This is a genomic window from Micromonospora sp. WMMD1082, assembly GCF_029626175.1.
Taxonomy (GTDB): domain Bacteria; phylum Actinomycetota; class Actinomycetes; order Mycobacteriales; family Micromonosporaceae; genus Micromonospora.
Window position 1 is genome coordinate 4,961,506 of sequence record NZ_JARUBM010000002.1, and the last position, 24,525, is coordinate 4,986,030.

General features: G+C 70.1%; 18 protein-coding genes. 13 read left to right on the forward strand and 5 right to left on the reverse strand.

Annotated features, from left to right (window positions below; translation table 11 throughout):
* Nucleotides 1–8: 8 nt before the first annotated feature.
* The 11 genes from O7615_RS22910 (at nt 9) to O7615_RS22960 (ending at nt 17,930) form a co-directional block, all read left to right on the forward strand.
* Nucleotides 9–1,313 carry a cysteine desulfurase gene (locus O7615_RS22910; RefSeq protein WP_278179851.1) on the forward strand — a complete coding sequence of 435 codons (1,305 nt, stop codon included), beginning with the start codon at nt 9–11 and terminating at the stop codon, nt 1,311–1,313.
* Nucleotides 1,313–1,789 (forward strand): Fe-S cluster assembly sulfur transfer protein SufU, encoded by a 477-nt coding sequence (gene sufU / locus O7615_RS22915; RefSeq protein WP_278179852.1) that lies wholly within the window; start codon nt 1,313–1,315, stop codon nt 1,787–1,789. The genes O7615_RS22910 and sufU overlap by 1 nt, the downstream gene beginning before the upstream one ends.
* Nucleotides 1,786–2,154, forward strand: a complete 369-nt coding sequence (locus tag O7615_RS22920; protein ID WP_278179853.1) for a metal-sulfur cluster assembly factor — start codon at nt 1,786–1,788, stop codon at nt 2,152–2,154. The genes sufU and O7615_RS22920 overlap by 4 nt, the downstream gene beginning before the upstream one ends.
* Nucleotides 2,155–2,653: 499 nt before the next feature.
* The gene (locus O7615_RS22925; protein WP_278179854.1) at nt 2,654–3,328 is read left to right on the forward strand and encodes a LysE family transporter; all 675 of its coding nucleotides are present in this window, start codon (nt 2,654–2,656) and stop codon (nt 3,326–3,328) included.
* Between the two features lie 30 nt (nt 3,329–3,358).
* Entirely contained in the window at nt 3,359–4,012 is a 654-nt protein-coding gene (locus O7615_RS22930; protein ID WP_278179855.1) for an acVLRF1 family peptidyl-tRNA hydrolase, read from the forward strand.
* A gap of 45 nt (nt 4,013–4,057) precedes the next feature.
* Nucleotides 4,058–5,386, forward strand: a complete 1,329-nt coding sequence (locus O7615_RS22935) for a helix-turn-helix transcriptional regulator (RefSeq protein WP_278179856.1) — start codon at nt 4,058–4,060, stop codon at nt 5,384–5,386.
* Nucleotides 5,383–6,696 carry a helix-turn-helix transcriptional regulator gene (locus O7615_RS22940; RefSeq protein WP_278179857.1) on the forward strand — a complete coding sequence of 438 codons (1,314 nt, stop codon included), beginning with the start codon at nt 5,383–5,385 and terminating at the stop codon, nt 6,694–6,696. Before O7615_RS22935 ends, O7615_RS22940 begins: the two co-directional genes overlap by 4 nt.
* Before the next feature lie 130 nt (nt 6,697–6,826).
* Nucleotides 6,827–8,179 (forward strand): carbohydrate-binding protein, encoded by a 1,353-nt coding sequence (locus O7615_RS22945; RefSeq protein WP_278179858.1) that lies wholly within the window; start codon nt 6,827–6,829, stop codon nt 8,177–8,179.
* Between the two features lie 242 nt (nt 8,180–8,421).
* On the forward strand, nt 8,422–11,223 hold the full coding sequence (locus O7615_RS22950; RefSeq protein WP_278179859.1) for a LamG-like jellyroll fold domain-containing protein: 2,802 nt from the start codon (nt 8,422–8,424) through the stop codon (nt 11,221–11,223).
* A gap of 193 nt (nt 11,224–11,416) precedes the next feature.
* Entirely contained in the window at nt 11,417–17,011 is a 5,595-nt protein-coding gene (locus O7615_RS22955; protein ID WP_278179860.1) for an RHS repeat-associated core domain-containing protein, read from the forward strand.
* A gap of 637 nt (nt 17,012–17,648) precedes the next feature.
* Entirely contained in the window at nt 17,649–17,930 is a 282-nt protein-coding gene (locus tag O7615_RS22960; protein WP_278179861.1) for a hypothetical protein, read from the forward strand.
* Between the two features lie 83 nt (nt 17,931–18,013).
* Here O7615_RS22960 and O7615_RS22965 read toward each other — a convergent pair whose 3' ends face one another.
* Complete coding sequence (locus O7615_RS22965; protein ID WP_278179862.1) at nt 18,014–18,418, reverse strand: hypothetical protein; 405 nt, start codon at nt 18,416–18,418, stop codon at nt 18,014–18,016.
* A gap of 654 nt (nt 18,419–19,072) precedes the next feature.
* Between O7615_RS22965 and O7615_RS22975 the strand changes: the two genes are divergently transcribed.
* The gene (locus O7615_RS22975; protein ID WP_347405097.1) at nt 19,073–19,474 is read left to right on the forward strand and encodes a transposase; all 402 of its coding nucleotides are present in this window, start codon (nt 19,073–19,075) and stop codon (nt 19,472–19,474) included.
* Between the two features lie 171 nt (nt 19,475–19,645).
* Here O7615_RS22975 and O7615_RS22980 read toward each other — a convergent pair whose 3' ends face one another.
* From O7615_RS22980 to O7615_RS22995, 4 genes are all read right to left on the reverse strand, one after another.
* The gene (locus O7615_RS22980; protein WP_278179863.1) at nt 19,646–19,978 is read right to left on the reverse strand and encodes a hypothetical protein; all 333 of its coding nucleotides are present in this window, start codon (nt 19,976–19,978) and stop codon (nt 19,646–19,648) included.
* Entirely contained in the window at nt 19,975–20,124 is a 150-nt protein-coding gene (locus tag O7615_RS22985) for a hypothetical protein (protein ID WP_278179864.1), read from the reverse strand. The genes O7615_RS22980 and O7615_RS22985 overlap by 4 nt, the downstream gene beginning before the upstream one ends.
* 117 nt (nt 20,125–20,241) lie before the next feature.
* Nucleotides 20,242–21,378 (reverse strand): helix-turn-helix transcriptional regulator, encoded by a 1,137-nt coding sequence (locus O7615_RS22990; protein WP_278179865.1) that lies wholly within the window; start codon nt 21,376–21,378, stop codon nt 20,242–20,244.
* A gap of 216 nt (nt 21,379–21,594) precedes the next feature.
* Entirely contained in the window at nt 21,595–22,503 is a 909-nt protein-coding gene (locus O7615_RS22995) for a neutral zinc metallopeptidase (RefSeq protein ID WP_278179866.1), read from the reverse strand.
* A gap of 262 nt (nt 22,504–22,765) precedes the next feature.
* Here O7615_RS22995 and O7615_RS23000 point away from each other — a divergent pair, with 262 nt between their 5' ends.
* A complete protein-coding gene (locus tag O7615_RS23000; RefSeq protein ID WP_278179867.1) occupies nt 22,766–24,370 on the forward strand; it encodes an ABC-F family ATP-binding cassette domain-containing protein in 1,605 nt (534 codons plus the stop codon).
* Nucleotides 24,371–24,525 lie beyond the last annotated feature (155 nt).

Sequence of the window (24,525 nt, forward strand, 5' to 3'; positions counted from 1 at the left end):
GTCACACGATGACCACCATCGCGATCCCGTCGGGGATGCCGCAGTACGACGACGCGCCCCGCTACGACGTGGCGGCGGTGCGCGCCGACTTCCCGATCCTGGACCGGGAGATCAACGGGCATCCGCTGGTCTATCTCGACAGCGCCAACACCTCGCACAAGCCGCGCCAGGTGCTCGACGTGCTGAACGAGCACTACGCGCGGCACAACGCCAACGTGTCGCGCTCGGTGCACACGCTGGGCACCGAGGCGACCGAGGCGTACGAGGGGGCCCGGGCGAAGGTCGCCGCGTTCGTCAACGCGCCCAGCGTGGACGAGGTGGTGTTCACCAAGAACTCCACCGAGGCGATCAACATCGTGGCGTACGCCTTCTCCAACGCCTCGCTGCGCCCCGACAGCGACCCCCGGTTCCGCCTCGGCCCCGGTGACGAGGTGGTGATCTCCGAGATGGAGCACCACTCGAACATCGTCCCGTGGCAGCTGCTCTGCGAGCGCACCGGCGCGACGCTGCGCTGGTTCCCGGTCACCGACAACGGCCGGCTGGACGAGTCCGGGCTGACGGATCTGGTCAACGAGCGGACGAAGATCGTCTCGCTGGTGCACATGTCCAACATCCTCGGCACCGTCAACGCCACCGCGCGGATCACCGCGCGGGTCCGCGAGGTGGGCGCCCTGCTGCTGCTCGACTGCTCGCAGTCGGTGCCGCACATGCCGGTCGACGTGGTCGACCTGGACGCCGACTTCGTCGTCTTCACCGGGCACAAGATGTGCGGGCCGACCGGCATCGGGGTGCTCTGGGGCCGCGCCGAGTTGCTGGCGGCGATGCCGCCGGTGTTCGGCGGTGGCTCGATGATCGAGACGGTGGCGATGGACGGCTCGACGTACGCCCCGCCGCCGGCCCGCTTCGAGGCGGGCACCCCGCCGATCGCCGAGGCGGTCGCGCTCGGCGCGGCCGTGGACTACCTCACCGGCATCGGCATGCAGGCCATCCAGTGGCACGAGAAGCACCTGACCGCGTACGCGCTGGAGGCCCTGGCCACCGTGCCCGGCCTGCGGATCTTCGGCCCGGAGTTGCCGGTCGGCCGGGGCGGCACGATCTCCTTCGCCCTCGGCGACGTGCACCCGCACGACGTGGGTCAGGTGCTGGACTCCCTCGGCGTGCAGGTGCGGGTGGGCCACCACTGTGCCCGGCCGGTCTGCACCCGGTTCGGCGTGCCGGCCATGACCCGGGCCTCGTTCTACCTCTACACCACCACCGAGGAGATCGACGCCCTGGTGGGGGGCCTGGAGCAGGTGCGGAAGGTGTTCGGCTGATGCAGCTTGAGTCTCTCTACCAGGAGATCATCCTGGATCACTACAAGCATCCGCACGGCCGAGGGCTGCGCGACGCCGCCGACCCGGCCGACCGGGTCGGCGAGGCGCACCACGTCAACCCGACCTGCGGTGACGAGGTGACCATCCGGGTGGCCACCGACGGCGAGGTGCTGCACGACGTGTCGTACGACGGCATGGGCTGCTCGATCAGCCAGGCGTCGGCGAGCATCCTGCACGAGCTGCTGGTCGGCCGGGGCACGGCGGACGCGTTCGAGGTGCACGAGGCGTTCGTGGCGCTGATGTCCGGCCGTGGCCAGGTCACGCCGGACGAGGAGGTGCTCGGCGACGGGGTGGCGTTCGAGGGTGTCGCCCGCTATCCCGCCCGGGTCAAGTGCGCGCTGTTGCCGTGGATGGCGTTCAAGGACGCCGCGGCACGCGCCGGTGTGGGCGTGAGCCCGACGGAGGTGACGGCATGACCGAGAACACTGCCACCGAGGCGACCTCGGCCGGCGGCGGCAAGGCCGCGGTCGGCGACATCGAGGAGGCGATGAAGGACGTCGTCGACCCGGAGCTGGGCATCAACGTGGTCGACCTCGGCCTGGTGTACGGCGTCCACGTCGACGACGAGAACGTCGCCACCCTGGACATGACGCTGACCTCGGCGGCCTGCCCGCTCACCGACGTGATCGAGGACCAGGCCCGCCAGGCGCTCACCACCGGCCCCGGTGGCGGACTGGTCAACGACATCCGGATCAACTGGGTCTGGCTGCCCCCGTGGGGCCCCGACAAGATCACTGACGAGGGCCGGGACCAGCTGCGTTCCCTCGGCTTCAACGTCTGACCACCCGCGCGGGGCTGCCACCTCCCGGGGGTTGGCAGCCCCGCGCGCGGCGGGACGATGGATAGTGTTGCCGGCCCTGTCGAGCTGAGCGCGTGAATGCATCACAGCGGCTCCGCCGCCCGCGCTGGCCCCGCCCGCGATGTCCCCGCCCACGCTGGCCCGCTCATGCTGGGCGTTGCCTGCGTCTACATGATCGTGCTCGATCCCTAAATCGAGCGTGACCTTGACGTCACGGGGGTGCCGGCGGCGGCGCATGAGAGCGTAAGCGGTTCAGCTCGACAGGGTCGACGGGACAGAGGTGCCGGGGCGCGATCGGCAACGGCTGACCTGTGGGGTGGCGGGCGTGCCCCGATAATCCGTGGCGCCTCTGCGGTAGGTCACCGCAGGATGACGCGGTGAGTGAGGCGTACCGGATCAAGCCGTGCCCTGTCGCTGTGGCCATCGCCGCCACGCGCCGACAGCGGGCCGTGCCGGGCAGCGTCTCGCCCCGGCGCCGATCGTGACGGGCGCGTTCCTCGCCGGTCTGGTTGCCGGCTACGGCGTTGCCATTCCGGTCGGCGCGATCGCCGTGCTGATCCTCGGGCTCAGCGCGCGTACCTCGTTCCGGGTCGGCGCGGCGGCCGCACTCGGCGTGGCCACCGCCGACGGGATCTACGCCGGTGTCGCGGCGCTCGGCGGCGCGGCGGTCGCCAGCTGGCTCGCGCCCCTCGCCGGGCCGCTGCGGCTGATCGCCGCGATGGTGCTGCTCGCTCTCGCCGCCCACGGCGCGTGGCGGGCGCTGCGCCCGCCGGGTCAGGGCCGCTTGTCCGCGCCGGGCCAGGGCTGCGCGCCCGCGCCCGCCGAGGGGCGCATGTCGGTGCGGCGTGGGTTGGACACGCCGGGCCGGGCGTTCGCCGGGACTCTCGCGCTGACCCTGCTCAACCCGGCCACCGTCGTGTACTTCACGGCCCTGGTGCTCGGCCGCAACGACGACCTGGGTGGCTCCGGCACGGCCGTCGCGGTGATCTTCACGCTCGGGGTGTTCGTCGCCTCGGCCAGCTGGCAGCTGTTGATCGCCGGAGGCGGCTCGTTGATCGGGCGGGTGCTCACCAGCGACCGTGGTCGCCTGGTCACCGCCCTGCTCTCCAGCGCCATCATCACGGCACTCGCCGTCGGCATGCTCCTCGGTGGCTGACCGGGCCCGCCCGTGCCGTACGGTCGGGTGATGAGCAGCCGACCCGCCGCCGGGGGCGGCAGGTGGGTCGAGGTCGACCCGGCCCGGATCGACCGCTGGGTCGCCGGCTTCGCCGACCGGCACGGCCCGCCCACCACGACTGCGCAGCCGTACGGCCTGCTGCTGTCCGCCCCGGACGGTGCCACCGCCGAGCTGCACCCGCCACCCGGCGCCCCGACCACCCCGGGCCTCGACACCTTCGTCGCCTCGGCGAACGCACCGCGCCGGATCGGCCTGCTGCTCGCCCGCAAGGGCGCCGTGGCGGTGGGCGTGGCCGACGGGACCGACCTGATCGTCTCCAAGGTGGACACCCGGTACGTGCAGGGTCGCACCGCCGCGGGCGGTTGGTCGCAGCAGCGTTTCGCCCGGCGGCGGGACAACCAGGCGAAGGCGGCGCTGGCCGACGCGGCCGACCTCGCCGTACGCCTGCTGCTGCCGCAGGCGGCGACGCTGACCGCCGTGGTCTGCGGCGGCGACCGGCGGGCGGTGGACGCCGTCCTCGCCGACCGGCGGCTGGCGCGGTTGGCCGAGCTGCGCGCCGAGCGGCTGCTCGACGTGCCCGAGCCACGGCACGCGGTGCTGGTCGCGGCGGTGAGCGCGGCCCGGGCCGTCCGGGTGTTGGTGCGTGATCCGGTGCTGCCCTGACCGGCGTCGGGCGCACTAGGGTGGTGCCGCACGGAAGGAGCACCGATGACGCAGACCGCGACCGGCACCGGGCGGGCGGGCGGCGAGCTGGTGCCGGAGCCGCTGGGCGACCGGATCCGCCGGCTGCGGATGGCCCGCAACCTGACCCAGCGGGAGCTGGCCGGTTCGCGCTACACCCGGGCGTTCCTCGGCGCCATCGAGTCGGGCACCCGCAGCCCGAGCCAGGAGGCGCTGGCCTACCTCGCCGGGCGGCTGGGGCTACCGGTCGACGATCTCCTGTTCGGCCGGCCGGCGAACGTGGCGGCGGAGCTGGCCGCGCAGCTGTCGGAGGCCCGGCGGTCGCTCTCCGCCGGTGACCTGGACGCGGCCGACCGGGCGCTGGCCGACATCCAGCGCCGGGCGGAGCACTACCGCCTCGACGACGTTGCCGGCTGGGCGCGGTACCACCGGGCCGAGGCGCAGCTGCACCGGGGACGGGCGGCGCAGGCGTCCGCGGCGTACGACGAGCTGGCCACCGACCTCACCGGGCCGGAGGCGTTGCGGGCCGCGGTGTCGGCCCGTCAGGCGTACTGCCTGCTGGTCGGCGGGAACGCGCCCCGGGCGGTGGCCCTGCTGGAGGAGCGGTTGCGCCGGCTGCGGGCGACGCCACCGGTGGATCCCGACGCGGAGCTGCGGCTGACCAACGCGCTCATGTACACGTTCCTGGAGCTGGGCTGGCGGCATCGGGCGCGCAAGCTGGAGCGCGAGGTGGACGCGGTGCTCGGCCGGGCGACGCACCAGGAGTGGGTGGCCCAGTTCCACGCCGTCGCCGGCCAGCTGCGCCGCGACGGCGAGCTGGACGAGGCCGACCGGCTGCTGCGGGAAGCGGTGCGCCGGTACGCCGAGCTGGGCCTGACCCGGGAGATCGCGCTGTGTCACTGGGCGCGGGGATACGTGCTGCTGCGCGCCGGCCGGCCGGCGCAGGCCGGAACGCAGCTGCGGCAGGCCCGGGAGCTGCTCGCCGAGGTCGGCGCGGTGCTCGACCACGCGGGCGCGACCCTGGAACTGGCGGAGGCACGCCGCCGGGAGGGTGCGCTGGCGGAGGCCGGGCAGCTGGCGCAGGAGGCCGCGCGGACGGTCACCGACTGCGAGCACCGCGAGCTGATGCCCGAGGCGGACCGGGTACGCGGGTTGGTGCGCGCCGCGCAGGGCGACACCGCCGAGGCCCGCCGGCTGCTGGGCCGCTCGATCGACCGCTACGAGCGGGCCGGCCTGACCGGTGAGGTGGTGGTGACCTGCCGACAGCTCGCCGACATCCTGCTGTCCACAGGGGAGCATGGTGCGGCGGAGGCGGTGCTGCGCCGCGGCCTGAGGGCGGGGGAGCGGCTGTCGTGAACGGTGTCGACGGCGACCTCGGCGCCCGGCTGCGCCGGCTGCGTACGGCGCGCGAACTCACCCAGCGGGCACTCGCCGAACCCCGCTACACGGCGGCGTACGTCTCGGCGGTGGAGAGTGGCCGGCGGATCCCCTCGGGCGACGCGGTGGCCCACTTCGCCGACCGGCTGGGGGTGACCGCGGCGGACCTGACCACCGGCCGTTCCCCGGCCGACCGGGTACGTCTGCTGCTGCGGCTGGTCCGGGTCGACTGCGCCGCCGCGACCGACCCGGCACCGGTCGCGCCGCGCTACCGGGAGATCGCGTCGGACGCGCTGGCGCTCGACGAGCCGGTCTTTGCCGCCTGGGCCCACCTGGGGCTCGCCGGTGCCGCCCAGCGGGCGGGCGAGCTGGACGCGGCGGCGAGGCAGGTGGACCGGGCCGACGCCCTGCTGGCCGACGCGCCGCCGCAGCTGCGTGCCGAGGTGGTGGTGGCCCGCGCTGGCGTGGTGGCGCGGGCCGGTGAACCCCGCTACGCGACGTATCTGCTCACCGAGGCGCGGGACGCCCTGTTGCGCGACGGGTACCCGGATCCGCCGGCGCTGCTCGCCCTGCACGCGGAGCTGGCGCTCTGGCATGGCGTACTCGATGACGAGCCGGCGGCTGCGGCGGCGGCGGACGAGGCGCTGGCCCTGGCCGTGCTGCCGGACCCGGCCCGGGTGGCGCGGCTGCACCTGACGGTCGCCGACTCCCTGCTCGGCGAGGGGCGTGTCGCGGCCGCCGAGACGGCGGCCGAACAGGCCCGGCAGGCGGCCCGGCAGGCGGCGGCGAGCGGTCAGCTGTCCGCCTGCCACCGGGCCCGCGGTCGGGGCCGGTGGGTCGCCGGGGACGTGGCCGGCGCGTTGGCGGACCTCACCACGGCACACGCCGGCTCGGTCTCGGCCGGGCAGCCGCTGGTGGCCGCCGAGATCGGGGTGGAGTTGGCCGACGTGTACCGCACGCTCGGCCAGCCGCGCCAGGCCAGCGAGTCGCTGCGGCCGGCGCTCGCGGCCGATGATGCCGGGGTGGCGGCCGGTGCGGCGCGGGTGCGGGGTCTGCTGAGCGCGGACGCCGGCGACCGGGCCGGTGCGGAGCGGGATCTCCGGTCGGCGATCGGGGGCTACCGGACCGCGGGCCGGCGCCGGGAGTTGGCCACCACGGTGCTGCTGCTGGCCGACTGGCTACGCCGGTGGGATCGGCCCGACGCCGCCCTCGACCTGATGCGCGAGGGACTGTACGAGGTGGAGCTGCTCGGCGAGCGGCCGGTTCCGGCGCACCGCCCGGGAACCTGACCGGCCGGCCTGGCCTTTTCTGCGTATTGACGGGCTCGGATGCCTGCCCTACCGTGGGCAACACGGGTAGCAACAAGAGTTAACAACTAGGTAGCCCACCCGCATCCCTCTCCCGAGTGAGGAGACCCCCATGCGTCGACGACCAGCCGTAACGCTGGCAACCCTCAGCGCCAGCGTCCTGGTGCTGACCCTGACCCTGACCGCCCGGGCCGACGCCGACGTCGCCGGCCCGGCCGCCCCCGCCGCCCCCGCCGTGGCCGCACCCGACGGCATCGCCCCGGAGATGTTCGCCGCGCTGCAACGCGACCTGCGGCTGACCCCGCACCAGGCCCGCGCCCGCCTGGACACCGACGTCCGGGCGAGCCGGATCCAGGAGGTCCTGCGGACCACTCTCGACAGCCGCTACGGCGGCACCTGGATCCCCAGCCGAGGCGACACCGTGGCCGTGGGCGTCACCAGCGCCGCCGACGCCGCCACCGTGCGCGCCCTCGGCGCGGAGCCGGTCCGCGTCGTCCACACTGAACGGGACCTGGACGAAGCGGTCGACCGGCTCAACCGGCGCGCCGTCGCCGCACCCGACGCCGTGGTCGGCTGGTACGCTGACCTGCCCGCCAACGCCGTCGTGGTGCTGGCCCAGGCCGGCGGCGCGGCGACGGCGCGCGCGTTCGCCGCAAAGGCCGGCCTGCCGGCCGATGCCGTACGCGTCGAGACCACCAACGAGTCGCCGAGGCCGTACATCGACGTGATCGGCGGCAACGCCTACTACACGGGCAGCAGCCGCTGCTCGATCGGCTTCTCGGTCAACGGCGGCTTCGTCACCGCCGGCCACTGCGGGCGGGTGGGTGCCCGCACGTCACAGCCGGCCGGCACGGTACGCGGCTCGACCTTCCCCGGCCGCGACTACGCCTGGGTGCAGGTGGACGCCGGCAACACCCCGCGCGGGCTGGTCAACAACTACAGCGGCGGCACGGTGGCGGTGGCCGGCAGCGTGGAGGCCGCGATCGGGGCGGCGGTCTGCCGGTCCGGCTCAACCACCGGCTGGCGGTGCGGCACCATCCAGCAGAAGAACGCCTCGGTCACCTACCCCGAGGGCACCGTCTCCGGCCTGACCCGCAGCAACGCCTGCGCCGAACCGGGCGACTCCGGCGGCTCCTGGCTGTCGGGCAGCCAGGCCCAGGGAGTCACCTCGGGCGGCTCGGGCAACTGCCGCACCGGCGGCACGATGTACTTCCAGCCGGTGAACCCGATCCTGGCCGCGTACGGGCTGACCCTGGTCACCTCCGGCGGCCCGGGACCGTCGCCGACGCCGACCGCCGGACCGACCACCCCGCCGCCCGGCTCGACCACCTGGCAGGCCGGCACCACGTACGCGACCGGCGCGACGGTCACCTACGCCGGTGTCTCGTACCGCTGCCTCCAGGGGCACACCGCACAGGTCGGCTGGGAGCCGCCGATCGTCCCGGCGCTCTGGCAGCGCATCTGATCCGCGTACCCCGGCTCAACCGGGCCCGGCCGCGAGGTGGCCGGGCCCGACGCTGCGTGATCACGGACTGCACACATGATCTTCCTGACAGTACCGACCAAAAGCCGCAGGCTGCCGTTCCAAGGCGTTGACAGGTCGAAATATGTGAGCGAAGGTGGTGATCATTTTCGCGGGGAGGGCCTACTTTGGCGCATCTATTGTCCTTTTCGCCAGGCAAGCCGCAGTCACGGCGGCCGTCTTGGTTGGCGGTCACGCTCGCCGCCTCGTTGATCGGGTCGGGGCTTGGGGTGGTCGTCGGCGAGCCCGGGACCGCACTGGCGACATCATCGTCGGCGCCGAATTGTTCGGTGGCGGAGGCTGTGGATGAGGCGGCTGCTGCGGCGCTGGCTGCCGAGTGTGGTGTGTCGGTGGAGGCGTTGAGTGAGCGGACCGAGTTTGAGCAGGTGGTGGTAGATCCCTCCGGTACGCAGACGGTGACGGTGGCGGCGGTGCCGCAGCGGGTGCGTCGGGGCGATGGTTCGTGGGCGGCGATTGACCCGACCTTGTCGGTGGCGGGTGGTGTGGTGGTGCCGGCGGCGACGCTGGCGGATGTTCGTTTCTCGGCTGGTGGGTCGGGGCCGTTGGCGACGTGGTGGGAGGGTGGTTCTTCGTTCACGGTGTCGTGGCCGTTGGGGGCGTTGCCCGCGCCGCGGCTGATTGGTGCGACCGCTGTGTATGAGGGTGTGCTGCCTGGGGTGAATCTGCATGTGACGGCGTTGCGGGAGGGGTTTTCGCATGCGGTGGAGATTGTGACTCCGGCTGCGGCGGCTAACCCGGCGGTGCGTCAGATCCGGTACGCACTTGGTGGGGATCTCCAGGTCGAGTCGGATGCCGGTGGTGGGCTGCGGCTGGTTGATCCGGTGGGGGAGACGGTGGCGGTCACCCATGCGGCGTCGATGTGGGACTCGTCGGTGGATCCGGCGATCGCGGGTGAGGTGATCTCGGCGCGTGGCGGTGGTCAGACGGAGGTCGAGCCGGCGACGGGTGCGGAGCCGAGCGTCACGTCGCGGCGGGTGGGCGTCGCGGTGGAGGTCGATGACGGTGACCTGACGGTGTTTGCGGATGAGGCGATGTTGGCCGATCCGGAGGTGGCGTGGCCGGTGTTTGTGGATCCGCCGTTCAATGGGTTGCGGTCGAAGTGGGCGTATGCGAACAACGCGAACAAGAACTGGGATGTGGGTAACCGGGCGTGGGTGGGTCGTAATTCGTACGACGGGGTGTTGTATCGGTCGTTTTTCGATTTCAACGTCTCGACCTTGCGGGGCACGCAGATCCTGTCGGCGAAGGTGACCATGAAGTTGGATCATTCGTGGTCGTGTGATCCGACGTGGGTGCACCTGTATCGGACGAATACGGATGGGATCACGGTGTCCAGCGGTGGGCGGATGGCGTGGTCGACGCGGCCGTTGCCGTCGTCGCATTGGTTGGATTCGTGGGAGGGCAACGCGAACGAGGCCGGTGGCTGCGGTTCGATCCAGCCGGACGCGGATGCGGTGTTCGAGGGTTCGACGCTGAAGAACGATGTGCAGGCGCGGGCGACGGCGAACGCGACGACGTACACGGTCGGGTTGTGTGCCTGTAACAGTGCCGGTGAGCTTGAGGCGACGCAGAGCCGGTGGAAGAAGTTCTTCACGAACCAGACGTACCTGGTTGCGACGTATGACAAGAAGCCGAACGCGCCGGTGGCGCAGGCGTTCTTGACGACGACGGACTGTTACAAGGCGTGTACGTCGCCGGCGGTAGTGCGGACGACGACGCCGACGTTGCGGGTGAACGTGTCGGACCCGTACAACGGGAACCTGCGGACCACGTTCGAGGTGCGTACGTCGGCGTCGGCGTCGGCGACGCTGGTGGCGGGTAACGCGTCGGCGCCGGTGACGACAGCGGCACCGGGTACTGCGACGTGGCGGGTGCCGTCCGGGTTGGCCAACGGGTCGACCTATTACTGGCGGGCGCAGTCCAGGGACGAGAACAATCTGGTCGGTGACTGGTCGGGGTGGCAGACGGTGAGTGTGGACACGTCGCCGCCGGCCGTCTCCTCGGTGTCCTCGACGCAGTACCCGCTGCGGGAATGGGGTGCGGTGCTGGGCACCTCGGGCACGTTCGCGGTCAGTGCCGGGTCGGATGTCGCGGACTTCACCTGGTGGGTGGACAGCGGCTCGGCGACCACGGTCGCCGCGTCCGGTACGAGCCCGAAGACGACGTCGGTGACGCACACGCCGGTGACGGACATGGTTCACACGCTGAACGTGACGGCCAAGGACGTCGCCGGTAACACCAGTCCGACGCACCTGCATCAGTTCTGGGTGTCGCCAGTGCCGAACAGGTACTCCCGCTGGAAGTTCGACGAGGCGTCGGGGACGACGGCGGCGGACTCAGGATCGGGCGGCAGCGCCCTGACGCCGGGAACGCTGACGGGCTCTGCCTCGTTCGTGTCGGGCTATCTCGGCAACGCGGCATCGTTCACCGGGGCCGGCGGTCAGATCACCACGAGCGGACCGGTGCTGGACACCACCAAGAGCTTTACGGTGATGGCCTGGGTCCGCGCGTCGGATCTGGGGGCGAACGACTTCCAAACCGTGGTGAGCCAGGACGGTACAACGTCCAGCCGGTTCCAGGTGCAGTACCGCAAGGACGCCAACGGCGGTGCGGGTGGCTGGTGCTTCACCATGCGCAGCACCGATGGCGGCGGACCCACCATGGCGTGCGCGAACGGGTCCGCGTGGGGACTTCCCGTCGAGGGTGTCTGGGTTCACTTGGCCGGCGTATACGACGCAACCGCGAGCAAGATTCGGGTGTACGTGATGGGCGACCCCGTCAGCTGTGGTGGTGAGACCGCCGAGACATCCTTCGCCGGAACATGGTCGGCGACCGGCCCGTTCGTGATCGGCCGGGCGAAGACATCTGGCGCCGAAGTCGACCGTTGGCGCGGCGAAATCGATGACGTTCACGCCTTCCAACGGACCCTTGCGGACTGGGAAATCTGCCAGCAAGCCGCCCAATAACCCATCCGACCCGGATTCCGGGCGGCCGAGCCGCCATCAAAGGGCCATGCTCGACGGCCCACGTCGGCGAGGCTGCCCGGAGTCCTGAACGCACGTGTTGTCGGCTCGTCACGTTCCACGTCCGGTTCGTCGCTAAGAGCATGCATAGGGGAGCAGCGCTATGAGGGTTGAGGTCGATGGTCCGCTGCGGCGGATGACAGCAGAGCCCGGCGTCGGGCGTCGGTGGCGGTGGTTGTCCGCGCCGTTGGCGGTGGTGTTGGCGGTGACGTTGTTCGACCAGCCGTCGGCTGCCGAGGCGGCGCCGACGTGGGAGCCGCCGAAGCCGAAGGATGTTGCCGGGCTGCGGGTGACCGACGCGAAGCCGGAAGCCGCTCGCGCGGCGTCCTTTCCCGAGTCATGGGCAGTGCGGGGCCCTCGTCCGGTGACCTGGCCGCAGGCGGGCGCGGCGGCGGCCCGCCCCACCGTGGCCGGTGCGCACAGGGCCGGTGATCTGCCGGTGACGGTGTCCGCGGTGGAGCCGGAGGGCTTGGGTGCGCGGGGCGTAACCGGGCCGGAAGCGGTATCGGTGCGGGTGTTCGACCGGGCGGCCACGGCGCGGGCGGGTGTGCAGGGCGTGCTGTTGAGCCTGGGCCGCTCGGACGGCAAGCCGGGCGTCGGTCGGGTTGCGGTCGGGGTGGACTACTCAGGGTTCGCGCACGCGTTCGGTGGTGACTGGGCGTCGCGACTGCGACTGGTGCAGCGGCCGGCGTGCGCGCTGAGCACGCCACAACTGGCGGAGTGCCAGACGTCTACACCCGTGCCGACGGTGAACGACCTGCAAGCGTCGACGGTGTCGGCGCAGGTAGGTCTGTCGGATGAGGCAGTGACGCTGCTGGCCGTGCAGGCGGACTCGGGTGGCGACAACGGTGACTACAAGGCCACCGACCTGTCGCCGGCCGGGACCTGGGACGTGTCGACCCAGAGCGGTGACTTCTCCTGGTCGTACGAGATGCGGATGCCCCCGGGGTTGGGTGGTCCCGAGCCGACAGTGAGCCTCGCCTATTCGTCGGGCAGTGTGGACGGGTTGACCGCGATGTCGAACAACCAGGGCGGCTGGGTCGGCGACGGCTGGGCATCCTGGCCAGGCTTCATCGAACGGCGTTACGCGTCCTGCGCGGACGACAACCCCGGCCACAAGACCGGTGACCTGTGCTGGTTCAACGACAACGCCACGCTGTCGATGAACGGCCGGGCGGGTGAGCTGATCCGCGACGGTGCGGTGTGGCGGCTGAAGAACGACGACGGCACCAAGATCGAGCGACTCACCGACTCGGCTCGCGGCAACGGGGACAACGACAACGAGTACTGGAAGATGACCACCACCGACGGGGTGCAGTACTACTTCGGTTACCACCGGCTGCCAGGCTGGTCCTCCGGTGATCCGGTGACCGACTCGACGTGGACGGCCCCGGTGTATGGCAACAACTCCGGCGAGCCGTGCTACGACTCGACGTTCGCCAACGCCCACTGTGATCAGGGCTGGAGGTGGAACCTGGACTACGTAGTCGACCCGAACAACAACTCCCTGGCGTACTTCTACAAGAAGGAGACCGGGGCGTACGGGCGGAACATGACACCGACCCAGCGCACCACCTACGACCGGGGCGGCTACCTGGACCGCATCGAGTACGGCATGCGCAGGGGCTCCGAGTACAGCGCGGCCGCACCGCTGCGGGTCATGTTCGAGACCAAGGAACGTTGCCTGTCGAACTGCTGGACGGGCACCGCCTGGACGTCGGACCCGAGACCGGCCTCCTGGCCGGACACGCCGTGGGACCAGTACTGCAAGGCGTCTCCCTGCACCGAGCTGAACGCGCCGACGTTCTGGTCGGCCCGGCGGCTGACGAAGGTCACCGCGCAGCTGCGCAACGGCACCTCGTCGTACCGGGATGTGGAGTCGTGGGCGTTGCGGCAGGAGTTCATCAACGCCGGCACCGGTGAAGGCACCCCGATGTGGCTGCGCGGGGTCACCCGCACCGGGCACGTCACCACCGCCGGTGGTGTCGCTGTCTCCGACCCGGAGATCGCCTTCAACCCCGGAGCCGAACCGCTGGCCAACCGGGTCGACGGGCCGTCAGACCAGCGCACCGAGTTGAACCGGTGGCGGATCAAGCAGATCCGTACCGAGTCCGGCGGGGACATCCTGATCACCTACTCGGGCCACGACTGCACGCGCGGCAGCCTGCCGACGCCGCACTCGAACACCAAACGGTGCATGCCGGCGTACTTCTCCTGGCCCGGCAGCGGCGACCCGACACTCGACTGGTTCCACAAGTACGTGGTGACCCGCATCGACCAGGACGACCTCGTCACCGACCAACCCAACCAGACCACCTTCTACGACTACCTCGACAACCCGGCCTGGGCATACAACACCGACGAGTTGACCAAGGACAAGCACCGCACCTGGGGCGACTGGCGCGGCTACGGCCGCGTACGGGTCCGCCAGGGCGACCCGACCAGCGGCGTGCAGACCGCCGTCGAGTACCGCTACCTACGCGGCATGCACGGCGACAAACAACCCACCGGCACCCGCACCGTGCAGGTGCCGGATACCTGGGGCGGATCGATCACCGACCACGAAGCACTCCAAGGCTTCCTCCGGCAGGAAATCACCTACAACGGCACCAGTAGCAGCGGCGTCATTGGTGCCGAGGTGTCCTCCACGGTGAACGAACCTTGGAGGTTGGGTCCGACCGCCACCCGCACGCGTAACGGAGTGACCACCAACGCGTGGAAGGTCGACACCGCCTCGACCCTCACCCGCACCGCGCTCGCAGCCGGCGGCTTCCGCACCACCAAGACCGCGACGGCCTACAACTCGGACGGCTTCCCCCAGGAAGTGGACGATGTCGGCGACGAAAACGTCACAGGGGACGAAACCTGCACGCGGATCAGCTATGCCCGTAACGCGACTACGTGGATGCTCGACCGGGTCAGCCAGACCGAAGTGCTCTCCGGCACGTGTGCAGCCGCGGCGGCACCGGCGAACCCGACCACGGTCCTGAAACGGACACGGGCCTTCTACGACAGCTACACCAACGACTCCTCGTTCGGCGACGCCCCCACCCGGGGCAACGTCGTCCGCACCGAGGACCTGGACCGCTTCAGCGGCTCCACCCCGGTCTACGTCCGCACCGCGTCGAATGCCTACGACGCCAACGGTCGGGTCACCTCGACGACCGACGCCCGGGGTTATACCACGGCCACCAGTTACACCACGAGCAACGGCGGGCTGGTGACCCAGACCGTGCTGACGAATGCTCTCGGCCAGGCGACGACCACCGATCGGGAACCGGCGTGGGACCTGCCGTCGAAGGTCACCGACCCGAACGGGGCGGTGACCGACCAGACGTACGACGGGCTGGGCCGACTCACCAACGTGTGGCAGCCAGGACGGAACAAGGCCAACCAGACGCCGCACATGAAGATCAACTATCTGGTGCGCAACAGCGGTGGGCCGACCGCGGTCACCACCGAAACGCTCCTGGTTACCGGCAGCGCGTACCGCAAGTCGGTCGAACTCTTCGACGGCTTCCTTCGGTCCCGGCAGACCCAGACCCAGGCCACTGGCGGCGGAAGGCTGTTGACCGAGACGTTTCACAACGCCCGCGGTGAGGTGGAGTGGACATCCGCCCCCTACTACGACACCACCAATGCCGCACCATCGACGACGCTGGGCACGCCGCAGGGACAGATCCCGTCGATCACCCAGAACGTGTACGACGGGGCCGGCCGGCAGACCGTGGAGGTTCTCAAGGCGCTCGGGGCGGAGAAGTGGCGGACCACGACCAGCTACGGCGGGGACCGCACTCACACCACGCCCCCCGTTGGCGGCACTGCCACCACCTCCGTCTTCGACGCTAAGGGCCAGGTCACGAGGCTGTGGCAGTACAAGAACCGCGCTGACGTGGGCTCGACCGACCCGTCCAAGTACGACGAGACGCAGTACACCTACACGCTGCTCGGGCAGCAGAAGACCGTGCGGGACCCGGCCGGCAACACCTGGTCGTACAGCTACGACCTGCGCAGCAGGGAGATCGGATCGGTCGATCCGGACAAGGGAACGACGACCTCCACGTACGATGCGGCGGGTAACGTGCTCACGACCACGGCACCGCTGGGCACGGGGACCGCGACTCTCGCCTACACCTACGACGAGTTGGGTCGTAAGACCAGCCTGCGCGACGGCAGCCCCACCGGGGCGAAGCGGGCCGAGTGGGCCTACGACACCCTGCCCAACGGCAAGGGCAAGCTCACCTCCGCGACCCGCTACGTCGGCGGACAGGCATGGATCAACCGGACGGACGCCTTCGACCCGTACGGCCGTCCCACGTCCGCGTCGGTGGTGGTGCCGTCGTCGGAGTCGCAGCTGTGCGCAGCAGCAGCGCCGAACCCCTGCACCTACACCACGACCACCAGCTACCGGGTCAACGGCAAGGTCCACCAGATCAACCTCCCGGCTGCGGCCGACCTGCCATCGGAGCGGCTGATCGTCGGCTACAACGACGTCGACGACTCCGGCAGCCTGCTCTCCGCAGCACAGATCTACGTCGGAGCGGTCACCTACAACAAACTGGGCCAGCTGACCGGGCGGGAGTTCGGCGAGTACGGCTACCGGGTGGCGGTCACTTCCGACTTCGACGAGCCCACTCGCCGCCTGAAAGGCACCAACGTGGTGCCGGAGCTGAAGCCGGAGGCGGCGAACTGGACCTACGACTACGACCCTGCCGGCAACGTCACCAGGCTCAAGGAACAGCCGCAGGGACAGACCGCAGATAACCAGTGCTACAGCTACGACTATCTGCGGCGACTGACCCGGGCCTGGACACCCAACTCGGGTGATTGCGCCGCGAGTCCGACCGTTGGCGGGCTCGGTGGCCCGGCGCCGTACTGGCACTCCTGGACCTTCGACGTCACCGGTAACCGGCTGACCGAGACCCGGTACGCGGCGACCAACACCGTCTACACCTACACCCATCCGCCGGCAGGGTCGGCCCGGCCGCACGCGGTCACCAACGTCACCGCCACCGGCGGCGTCTCGTGGAGCCGCACCTACGGCTACGACAACGCCGGCAACACCATCACCCGGCCGACCACAAGCGGTACCACCCAAACCCTGGCGTGGAACCCGGAGGGACGCGTCGACAGCGTCACCGAAGGCGGTGCCACCACCAGCTTCCGCTACGATGCCGACGGCAACCGACTGACCCGAACCGACGCCACCGGCAAGACTCTCTACCTGCCCGGTGGTCTGGAGGTCCGCTACACCTCCACCACCGCCACGACCGCCACCCGCTACTACAGCCACGCCGGCACCGCAGTCGCCGTACGCACCAGCAACAGCCTGCACTGGATCATCGGCGACCACCACGGCACCGCCGAGGCGACCATCAACGCCACCACTCTGGCCGTCGCCAAACGCCGCACCCTGCCCTACGGCGACACCCGCGGCACCGGCACCGGAACCTGGCCCACCACTATGGACAAAGGCTTCGTCGGCGGCACCACCGACCCCACCGGCCTCACCCATATAGGCGCCCGAGAATACGATCCATTCATCGGCCGGTTTATCAGCGTCGACCCCATCATGGACCTCGCGGACCCGCAGCAAATACATGGGTACGCCTACAGCAACAACTCCCCAGCCACCTACAGCGACCCGACCGGCCTCTACTTCGAAGAGGGCAGCCACGGCGACGGCCAGCGCGGCTTCGTCACAAAACTCCCTCCGGAAAGAATCAGGTAAGGGTCTCCGGAAAGTCGCTAAGCCCAAGCAAGTCAGAAACGAAGCCAACGAAAAGAACGGCGCCTGTCGGTTGCTCGCCCTGCGCTGTCGGCGGCCGCTCGCCGGGGAAGGTGGCCAAGCTGATGGGGGAGCGGGCGGAACGACCCAAGCCCGCCGCAGTGGCGCCGCAGAAGTCTTCTATGAGTTCGTTCAACACGTGGTCCGTGTGTGGGATTCTCTGCTGGGGAGTGACCGGTAATGAGGAAGGGCTGTACCTGGAGGTTGGCGGACTAGGTTGGGGAGGTGTGGGTTACACGAGTGGTCTAACGTCAGTCCCTCCCTCCGAGATGAAGGATAATGGATATGCTCAGGTCTGCGCCGCGGTGAACGTGGGAGGTTGTTACTTGACCGGCGCGAAGGTTGATGGCGGAAATTGGCATGGCGTGGCGATGACAGCGGGTCCAGGCAAGAGCCTTTTCTTGGGCGGGATGGGCTCCTGGAAGATACTCGACGGCGACTTCACGAGTGCTCGGGGGACCAATGCGGCTCGGAACGCGCTGATGCGTGGCGCGGGTGGGTCTGTGCCCAATGCCTTCGCACGTGCGGCAGTATCGGTCCTACGGCGATAGCCCTCGATTGACAGAGATGGGATGTTAGTGTGTCGGCCGACGACCAGCTCAAGGATTCACTTCCGCCTGGCGCTAGGCGGATGCCCCTCTACCGTCTGACCATTTGGTGGCTTCGCCTTTTCCCGGTTGCGATCGTGCTGGCCATGGTCTTTCTCGTGGCGGGCGGCTGGGTCCTGGCGCTCTGCTACATCGTGGTCGGACTGCTGGTCACCCTGCCAATGCGCTACATCGCCCACACCGACTGGGGGCTCAAGCAATCAGAGTTCGACGCGCTGGTATTGGGTGACGCAGTCGACCTACGATTCTGGTGAGCACCAGGTGCCCACGCCGAATGGAAACGGCGTGGGCACCCGGTGGCGACGGACCGCGTCACGCCTGCCGGCCTTGTCGGCTGTTACCCGGTTGTAGCGGTCTGGCGAGGCGCCAGGGCTAGAAATAACAGGATGGTTGCGGTTCCGGCGCCAAGTAGGAAGGGAGTGATTCCGGCATTGAGTGCGAAGGCGAAGAACGTGCCGAACTGCGCGACCAGGATTGCACTCGCAAGTCGGATGAGTGCGATCGTGTAGAACCTCGTGACGATCGACTTGCTTACTCGCCTTGCGATGGGGCCGGCCGCGATGTAGGCCGGAATCGTCAATGCTGCGCTGACGACGAACCCGACAAGAACTCCTGAGTTCCATCCTATGCCAGGGCCGATCGCCAGGGCGAGCACTACGCCGAGTGCGAGGAATATTACGAGGAGAGCCGCCGCCAAGAAACGTACAATCAAGATATGTTGACGCAATTCGCCGTGGTTCATGTTGTCGAGTGTAGCCATCGAGCATTTTCCGAGCAAAGGGTTGAGTGACTGGTCAGGTAGTCGCTGCGTCGGTGGGTAGCCAGGGACGGCCGGCGGCGAGTTCGGTGAGGGTGTCCCCCGGCCAGGGGCTTTGCGTAGCCGTCTGAGGGTGTTTCTGACCTGGGCGTTTGCGGTGTCACAGGCCTGATTGGAGGGTGACGTAGGACGGGTGCGGTCCATCGGTGATCATGGAGTTGCTGAGACAACATGACACCGAGAAGGACCACACCCCAGGGCCATTGCGTAGTGGGGTAGCTGCTGGTCACGGTGGTGATGAGGTCGTGGGGGCGGCGGTTGGCGCGTCGGGTGGCTCGGGCGATGTTGGTTTCGCCGTTGCCGCGGTGGAATCCGATGGCGGTGTTGCGTAGGACGGCTGCGACGGCGGGTCCGGTGCCGGTACGGGTCCGGTGGGTGTTCTCGCCGAAGGTCATATCGCGGACCCAGTGCAGCCGGTTCTCGATATGCCATTCCAGCCGGGCCCATTGCTGCAGGTCAGCGGGCTGGGCGTGGGTGGCGGGCAGGGACGCCACCAGACAGACCGTTTCCCGCGTTCGCTTGCCGGCCACAGTGCGGGTGCGGGTGATCCGGACGGCCTGCTGAGCATGAGGAAAGCCGATGCCGCCGGGGGTCTGTCAGTGCACCGCTTCTACACCCGATGCGCCGCCAGCGACCTGCCCGAACTGCACCGCCTCGCCACCGATCGAGACCTGGTGGCCGCAGATCCTCGCGTTCCTGACCACCGGAACCACCAACGCCGGCTCAGAAGGAACCAACCGCGTGATCAAGACCATCGCCCGAGACGCTTACGGCTCCCGCAACCCCGAAACCAGCGCCTCCGCACCCGCACCGCCACCCCGCCCAAATTCGAAGAGCCCGCAATGTTGGTCCCCGACCGGCACCTGCGCCCACGGCAGCCGTTTGAGCTGGGCGTACAAGGTCGGCTGGTTAGCCTTGACCGACACGTACAGGTCCCCGGCCCTGACCTGCCACAAGCGCTATCTCAAACTCACCACCTGAGACACGCTCCAAACGGGTCGGGTCTATCGTGTTAGGCCGTGGCGTACGTGCGGACGTGAAGACGGCGTCCGCACGTACGGTGCAAATCGCACACTCCCAGCGGCGGGGCTCGCGGGACATATGAGCACATCGGATCCGCGCACACGGAAGCGTATGTTGCGCACGCTGCGACTACTGCGTCCCGCAGACGCACCGCGTCCACGCCACGAACCGGGTCGTCAACTCGCCCGGATCATCGTGCGGCAGGTCAGCCAGCGCGGCCGTGAGCAGCGCGCCCAGGTACATCGACAGCCCGATCCGGTCGCGGCCGTAGCACTCGGCCAACCGGACCCGCGCCGGTGGGCAGGGCCACGGCGCGTCTCCATTGCACGTGTCGCACGTCCAGCCGGGCCGCAGCGGCATGTGCTGGTCGTCCAGCCGGGCGGGCAGGGCGTCAACAGCTCGGCCGATCCGGATCGCCTCTGTGGCCATAGCCTCCCGGTAGCTGATGGGGCGTTCGGTCATGCCGGCCACCGGCTGTCGCGCCGTGCCTGGTCGAGCAGACGCTGGCGGGCGGCGGCCTGTTCGTCGCGCCCCCACCGCTGCCCGCCACCGGCCGGCGGGACGGGACGCCGCCACAGTTGCTGCCAGAACCTGCGCCACCTGCTCATCTCCACCACCTCCGCCAGGGGTCCGGGCGAGTGGCGGCGGTACACGGGGGCGTACCGCCACCACCCACAAGCATCGTGCGATGACGGTGTGTGCCCAGGTCAGAGGCGCGACGTCCGCTACGGCGTCACGGACAGCCCCAGGTCGCGGACAGCCGCGTCGACCTGCTCGGTCAGGCGCCGCGACGACGTCGACACCGCGATCGACCGGGCACGCTCCAGTACCTGCCGGGCGGTCATGCCGTCACCGGCCTGCCCGTGCGCGACCGCGAGGTGAACCAGGTGCCGGCCGTGCCAGTCGGCGCCGTCGGTCTCCGCCCCGGCCGTACCGGCGCTCAGCAACTCGATCGCCCGATCGTTCGCGTCGCTGTCTTGGGCGCCCAGGTACCGCCACACGATGCCCTGCTGCACGGCGAAGAACGCCCGGTTGTACCAGTAGCCCCACGCCGGCAGCGTCCCCGCCACCGCCTCGGCGGCCACGTCGGCGGCCTCCGCCAGCCGCTCCGCCACCTCGGCCGGGCTGGCACCGGCCATGGCCAGGCCCCGCGCCTCCTGCCCGGCGCAGTAGGCGCGTAGGGCAGCGTTGGCGTGCGGATCGCGGCGGGCCGCCCGGGACAGGCCGATCATCTCCGGCAGGTCGCCGCGTCCTTCGGCCCGGTGGCCCTGAAACGACAGCACGGTGGCGGTCAGGTCGGCGTTGCCGGCCTCCGTGGCCCACTGCAAGCTACGGCCCAGCCAGACACGGGCGGCGCGGTCGTCGCCGTTGGCGATGCCCAACCAGCCGGCGAACTGCGCCCACTGCGCGGCGACGTCGACCACGGCCGGCCGCACCTGGTGACGAGCCTCCCGCAGCAACGACACCACGGTGTCGAGCTGGGCGCGCACCGGCCCCGTAACGCTCGCCGCGCCGATGGAGTCCTCCAGCCGGCGGTACCCAGCAAGCACCTGGTCGAGGGCACCCACGGCGGCCAGGTCGACATGCCTCGGATGCTCGGCGACGTAGGCGGCCCGGTCACCGCCGTCGGGAATGTCGGCGACCAGGGCGGCGAGCGCACCACCGGCACCAAGCGCCTCGTCCAGCCGTGATGCCACCTCGACGGCCGGCCGCGTCTGCCCGGTCTCCAACTGGTGGATGAGACTCTTGCCGTGGTTGACCGCGGCGGCGAGCTGTCGCAGCGACATGCCCCGGGTCTCGCGGTGGCGGCGCAGCTCGGCACCGAACCGAGGGTCGACGATCGTCTGTGCGCGCGGCGGCATCGGTGCTCCCCAGGTAGCGGTCTGGGCGGCGGCCCCGCCGACCGCTACAACCGGCGGACCACCACCTTGGACGGTACCCGCCGAGCGCCCCCGTCGTGTGGTACCGCGCGGCCGAGCTGGCCCGGCTCGCTGCCACCGTCCAACGTCACCTGACGACGTGAGGTTGCCGGGCGACGTCCGACAACCTCACATCGCATGCCCGCCCTCGCTGACGCCTCAGACCGCGCCGCTGAAGGTGTCGCAGGAGGCGGGGTCGCCGGTCTCGTAACCCCGGTTGAACCACCGCTTGCGCTGCTCGGAGGAGCCGTGGGTGAACTCGTCCGGGTTCACCGGGCGGTTCGCGCGCTCGGAGATGGCGTCGTCGCCGATCTTCTCGGCGGCGTCGATGGCCTCGGCGATGTCCCGCTCGGTGATGCTGGTGAAGATCTTCTGGCCGCTGTCGTCGGCCGTGCCGGTCGCGTTCTTCGCCCAGGCTCCGGCGTAGCAGTCGGCCTGCAACTCCATGCGTACCGACAGGTCGTTGGCGTTGCCCGGGTCGCGCTGCTGCTGGCGGCGGACCTGTTCGTTGGTGCCGAGCAGGTTCTGCACGTGGTGACCGTACTCGTGGGCCAGCACGTACGGCTGGGCGAACTCACCGCTGGCGCCAAGCTGCTCGGCGAGCACCTCGTAGAAGGAGAGGTCGATGTAGACCAGCGAGTCGGCCGGGCAGTAGAACGGACCGACGCCGGAGTCCGCCTGGCCGCAGGCGGTGTTCACGGCCTGCCGGAAGAAGACAGTCCGGGTCGGGCGGTACTGCTCGCCGAGCGCCTCGGGCAGGGCGGTCCGCCAGTACGCCTGGATCGAGTTGACGAAGAGGGTGTTGCGGCAGTCGAGCTGGTCCAGCGCGTCCTGGCTGGTGCACCGCTGCTCCAGCGCGGTGTTGTCGCCCTGCTCGTCACCGCCGGTCATGGCGTTCAGGCCGAACCCGCCGCCGACCAGGGCCACCAGCACGGCGATGACGATGCCGACGATGCCGCCGCGACCGCCGCCGATCGGGATGGGGATGCCCAGCCCGCCGCCTCCGCCGGATCCTCGCCGGTCCTCCACCTGGCTGGTGTCGATCCGTGCGTTCTCGTTCAGCTCCATGATGACCCCGATCGGTCGGTGATCAGTTGTGATGGTGGCGCGGCCGGGCCGGCCATCGATGAGGACGCCGGTCCGGACCGCCACCCGGTACCCGACGATCTTGGTCGGTAATCCGCGGTGAGCGCCAGCCGACGCCCGGTACACTTGCCCTCGTGCTGCTCTGCGAAGGCTGAACGCCCCGCGCCGACGGGTCACCAGGATCCGCCGGCGCTTTCGTGTGCCCTGAGTCAGCCCTCCGGATCCCGAGAGCGAGTACCCCGACATGATCACTGCCAGCGGCCTGGAACTGCGCGCCGGCGCCCGGATCCTGCTGTCCGACACCACGCTGCGGGTGCAGCCGGGTGACCGGATCGGCCTGGTCGGCCGCAACGGCGCCGGCAAGACCACCACGCTGAAGGTTCTCGCCGGGGAGGGTCAGCCGTACGCCGGGAAGATCGACCGGCGTAGCGCCGTCGGCTACCTGCCGCAGGATCCGCGTACCGGCGATCTGGACGTCACCGGCCGGGACCGGGTGCTCTCCGCCCGTGGCCTGGACACCCTGATGGCCGGCATGCAGGAGCTGGAGGCCCAGCTCGCCGACGGCGGCGACGAGCGCCTGGTCCGCCGCTACGGCGCGCTGGAGGACCAGTTCGCCGCGCTCGGCGGGTACGCGGCCGAGGCCGAGGCGGCCCGTATCTGCGCCAACCTGGGGCTGCCCGATCGGGCGCTGGCGCAGACCATCGGCACCCTCTCCGGCGGCCAGCGCCGCCGCATCGAGCTGGCCCGGATCCTGTTCCGCGACGCGGGGGAGAACGGCGGTGGGATCCTGCTGCTCGACGAGCCCACCAACCACCTCGATGCCGACTCGATCACCTGGCTGCGCGGCTTCCTCGCCAACCACAAGGGCGGGCTGGTGGTGATCTCCCACGACGGTGACCTGCTGGAGTCGGTGGTCAACAAGGTCTGGTTCCTCGATGCCACCCGTTCGGTCGTCGACATGTACAACCTGGGGTGGAAGGCGTACCTGGAGGCGCGGGAGACCGACGAGCGGCGCCGCCGTCGGGAGCGGGCCAACGCCGAGAAGAAGGCCGGCGCGCTGATGGCGCAGGCCGACAAGATGCGGGCCAAGGCCACCAAGACGGTCGCCGCGCAGAACATGGCCCGCCGGGCCGAGCGGCTGATGTCGGGCCTGGAGGAGGTACGCGTCGCCGACAAGGTGGCCAAGGTGCGCTTCCCGGCACCGGCGCCGTGCGGCAAGACCCCGCTGACCGCGGCCGGCCTCTCCAAGTCGTACGGTTCGTTGGAGATCTTCACCGACGTGAACGTGGCGGTGGACCGGGGCTCCCGGGTCGCCATCCTCGGGCTCAACGGCGCGGGCAAGACCACCCTGCTGCGGATGCTCGGCGGCCTGCTGGAGGCGGACACCGGCGAGGTGCGACCCGGTCACGGACTGCGACTGGGCTACTACGCTCAGGAGCACGAGACGCTGGATATCGAACGGACCGTGCTGGAGAACATGCGGGCCGCGTCGATCGAGCAGACCGACACCGAGCTGCGGAAGATCCTCGGCGCGTTCCTCTTCTCCGGCGAGGACGTGGACAAGCCGGCCGGGGTTCTCTCCGGTGGGGAGAAGACCCGGCTGGCCCTGGCCACCCTGGTCTGTTCGGGGGCCAACGTGCTGCTGCTCGACGAGCCGACGAACAACCTCGACCCGGTCAGCCGGGAGCAGGTACTCGACGCCATCGCCCGCTACCCGGGCGCGATCGTGCTGGTCACCCACGACCCGGGTGCGGTCCTCGCGCTCAAGCCGGACCGGGCGATCCTGTTGCCCGACGGCGACGAGGACGCCTGGAGCGACGACCTGCTCGAACTGGTCGAGCTGGCCTGACGGGGGTGGGGAAGGGCCCGCCGGGCGCGGGACACGCCGAGACGGCGGGCGGCGTCACCTATCGGGAAGCTGACATTGCACAGCGTGTCGGTTGGCGAATAGTTGATATCTGGCGCATGATCGTTCGAGGCGGTCTAATAGGTGGGACCGTATCC

Bases quoted from the DNA above. Each gene is read 5' to 3' on its own strand.
- O7615_RS22910 (WP_278179851.1), top strand. From the start codon at position 9: ATGACCACCATCGCGATCCCGTCGGGGATGCCGCAGTACGACGACGCG.
- sufU (WP_278179852.1), top strand. From the start codon at position 1,313: ATGCAGCTTGAGTCTCTCTACCAGGAGATCATCCTGGATCACTACAAG.
- O7615_RS22920 (WP_278179853.1), top strand. From the start codon at position 1,786: ATGACCGAGAACACTGCCACCGAGGCGACCTCGGCCGGCGGCGGCAAG.
- O7615_RS22930 (WP_278179855.1), top strand. From the start codon at position 3,359: ATGAGCAGCCGACCCGCCGCCGGGGGCGGCAGGTGGGTCGAGGTCGAC.
- O7615_RS22935 (WP_278179856.1), top strand. From the start codon at position 4,058: ATGACGCAGACCGCGACCGGCACCGGGCGGGCGGGCGGCGAGCTGGTG.
- O7615_RS22945 (WP_278179858.1), top strand. From the start codon at position 6,827: ATGCGTCGACGACCAGCCGTAACGCTGGCAACCCTCAGCGCCAGCGTC.
- O7615_RS22955 (WP_278179860.1), top strand. From the start codon at position 11,417: ATGACAGCAGAGCCCGGCGTCGGGCGTCGGTGGCGGTGGTTGTCCGCG.
- O7615_RS22965 (WP_278179862.1), bottom strand. From the start codon at position 18,418: ATGAACCACGGCGAATTGCGTCAACATATCTTGATTGTACGTTTCTTG.
- O7615_RS22975 (WP_347405097.1), top strand. From the start codon at position 19,073: ATGCCGCCGGGGGTCTGTCAGTGCACCGCTTCTACACCCGATGCGCCG.
- O7615_RS22980 (WP_278179863.1), bottom strand. From the start codon at position 19,978: ATGACCGAACGCCCCATCAGCTACCGGGAGGCTATGGCCACAGAGGCG.
- O7615_RS22985 (WP_278179864.1), bottom strand. From the start codon at position 20,124: ATGAGCAGGTGGCGCAGGTTCTGGCAGCAACTGTGGCGGCGTCCCGTC.
- O7615_RS22990 (WP_278179865.1), bottom strand. From the start codon at position 21,378: ATGCCGCCGCGCGCACAGACGATCGTCGACCCTCGGTTCGGTGCCGAG.
- O7615_RS22995 (WP_278179866.1), bottom strand. From the start codon at position 22,503: ATGGAGCTGAACGAGAACGCACGGATCGACACCAGCCAGGTGGAGGAC.
- O7615_RS23000 (WP_278179867.1), top strand. From the start codon at position 22,766: ATGATCACTGCCAGCGGCCTGGAACTGCGCGCCGGCGCCCGGATCCTG.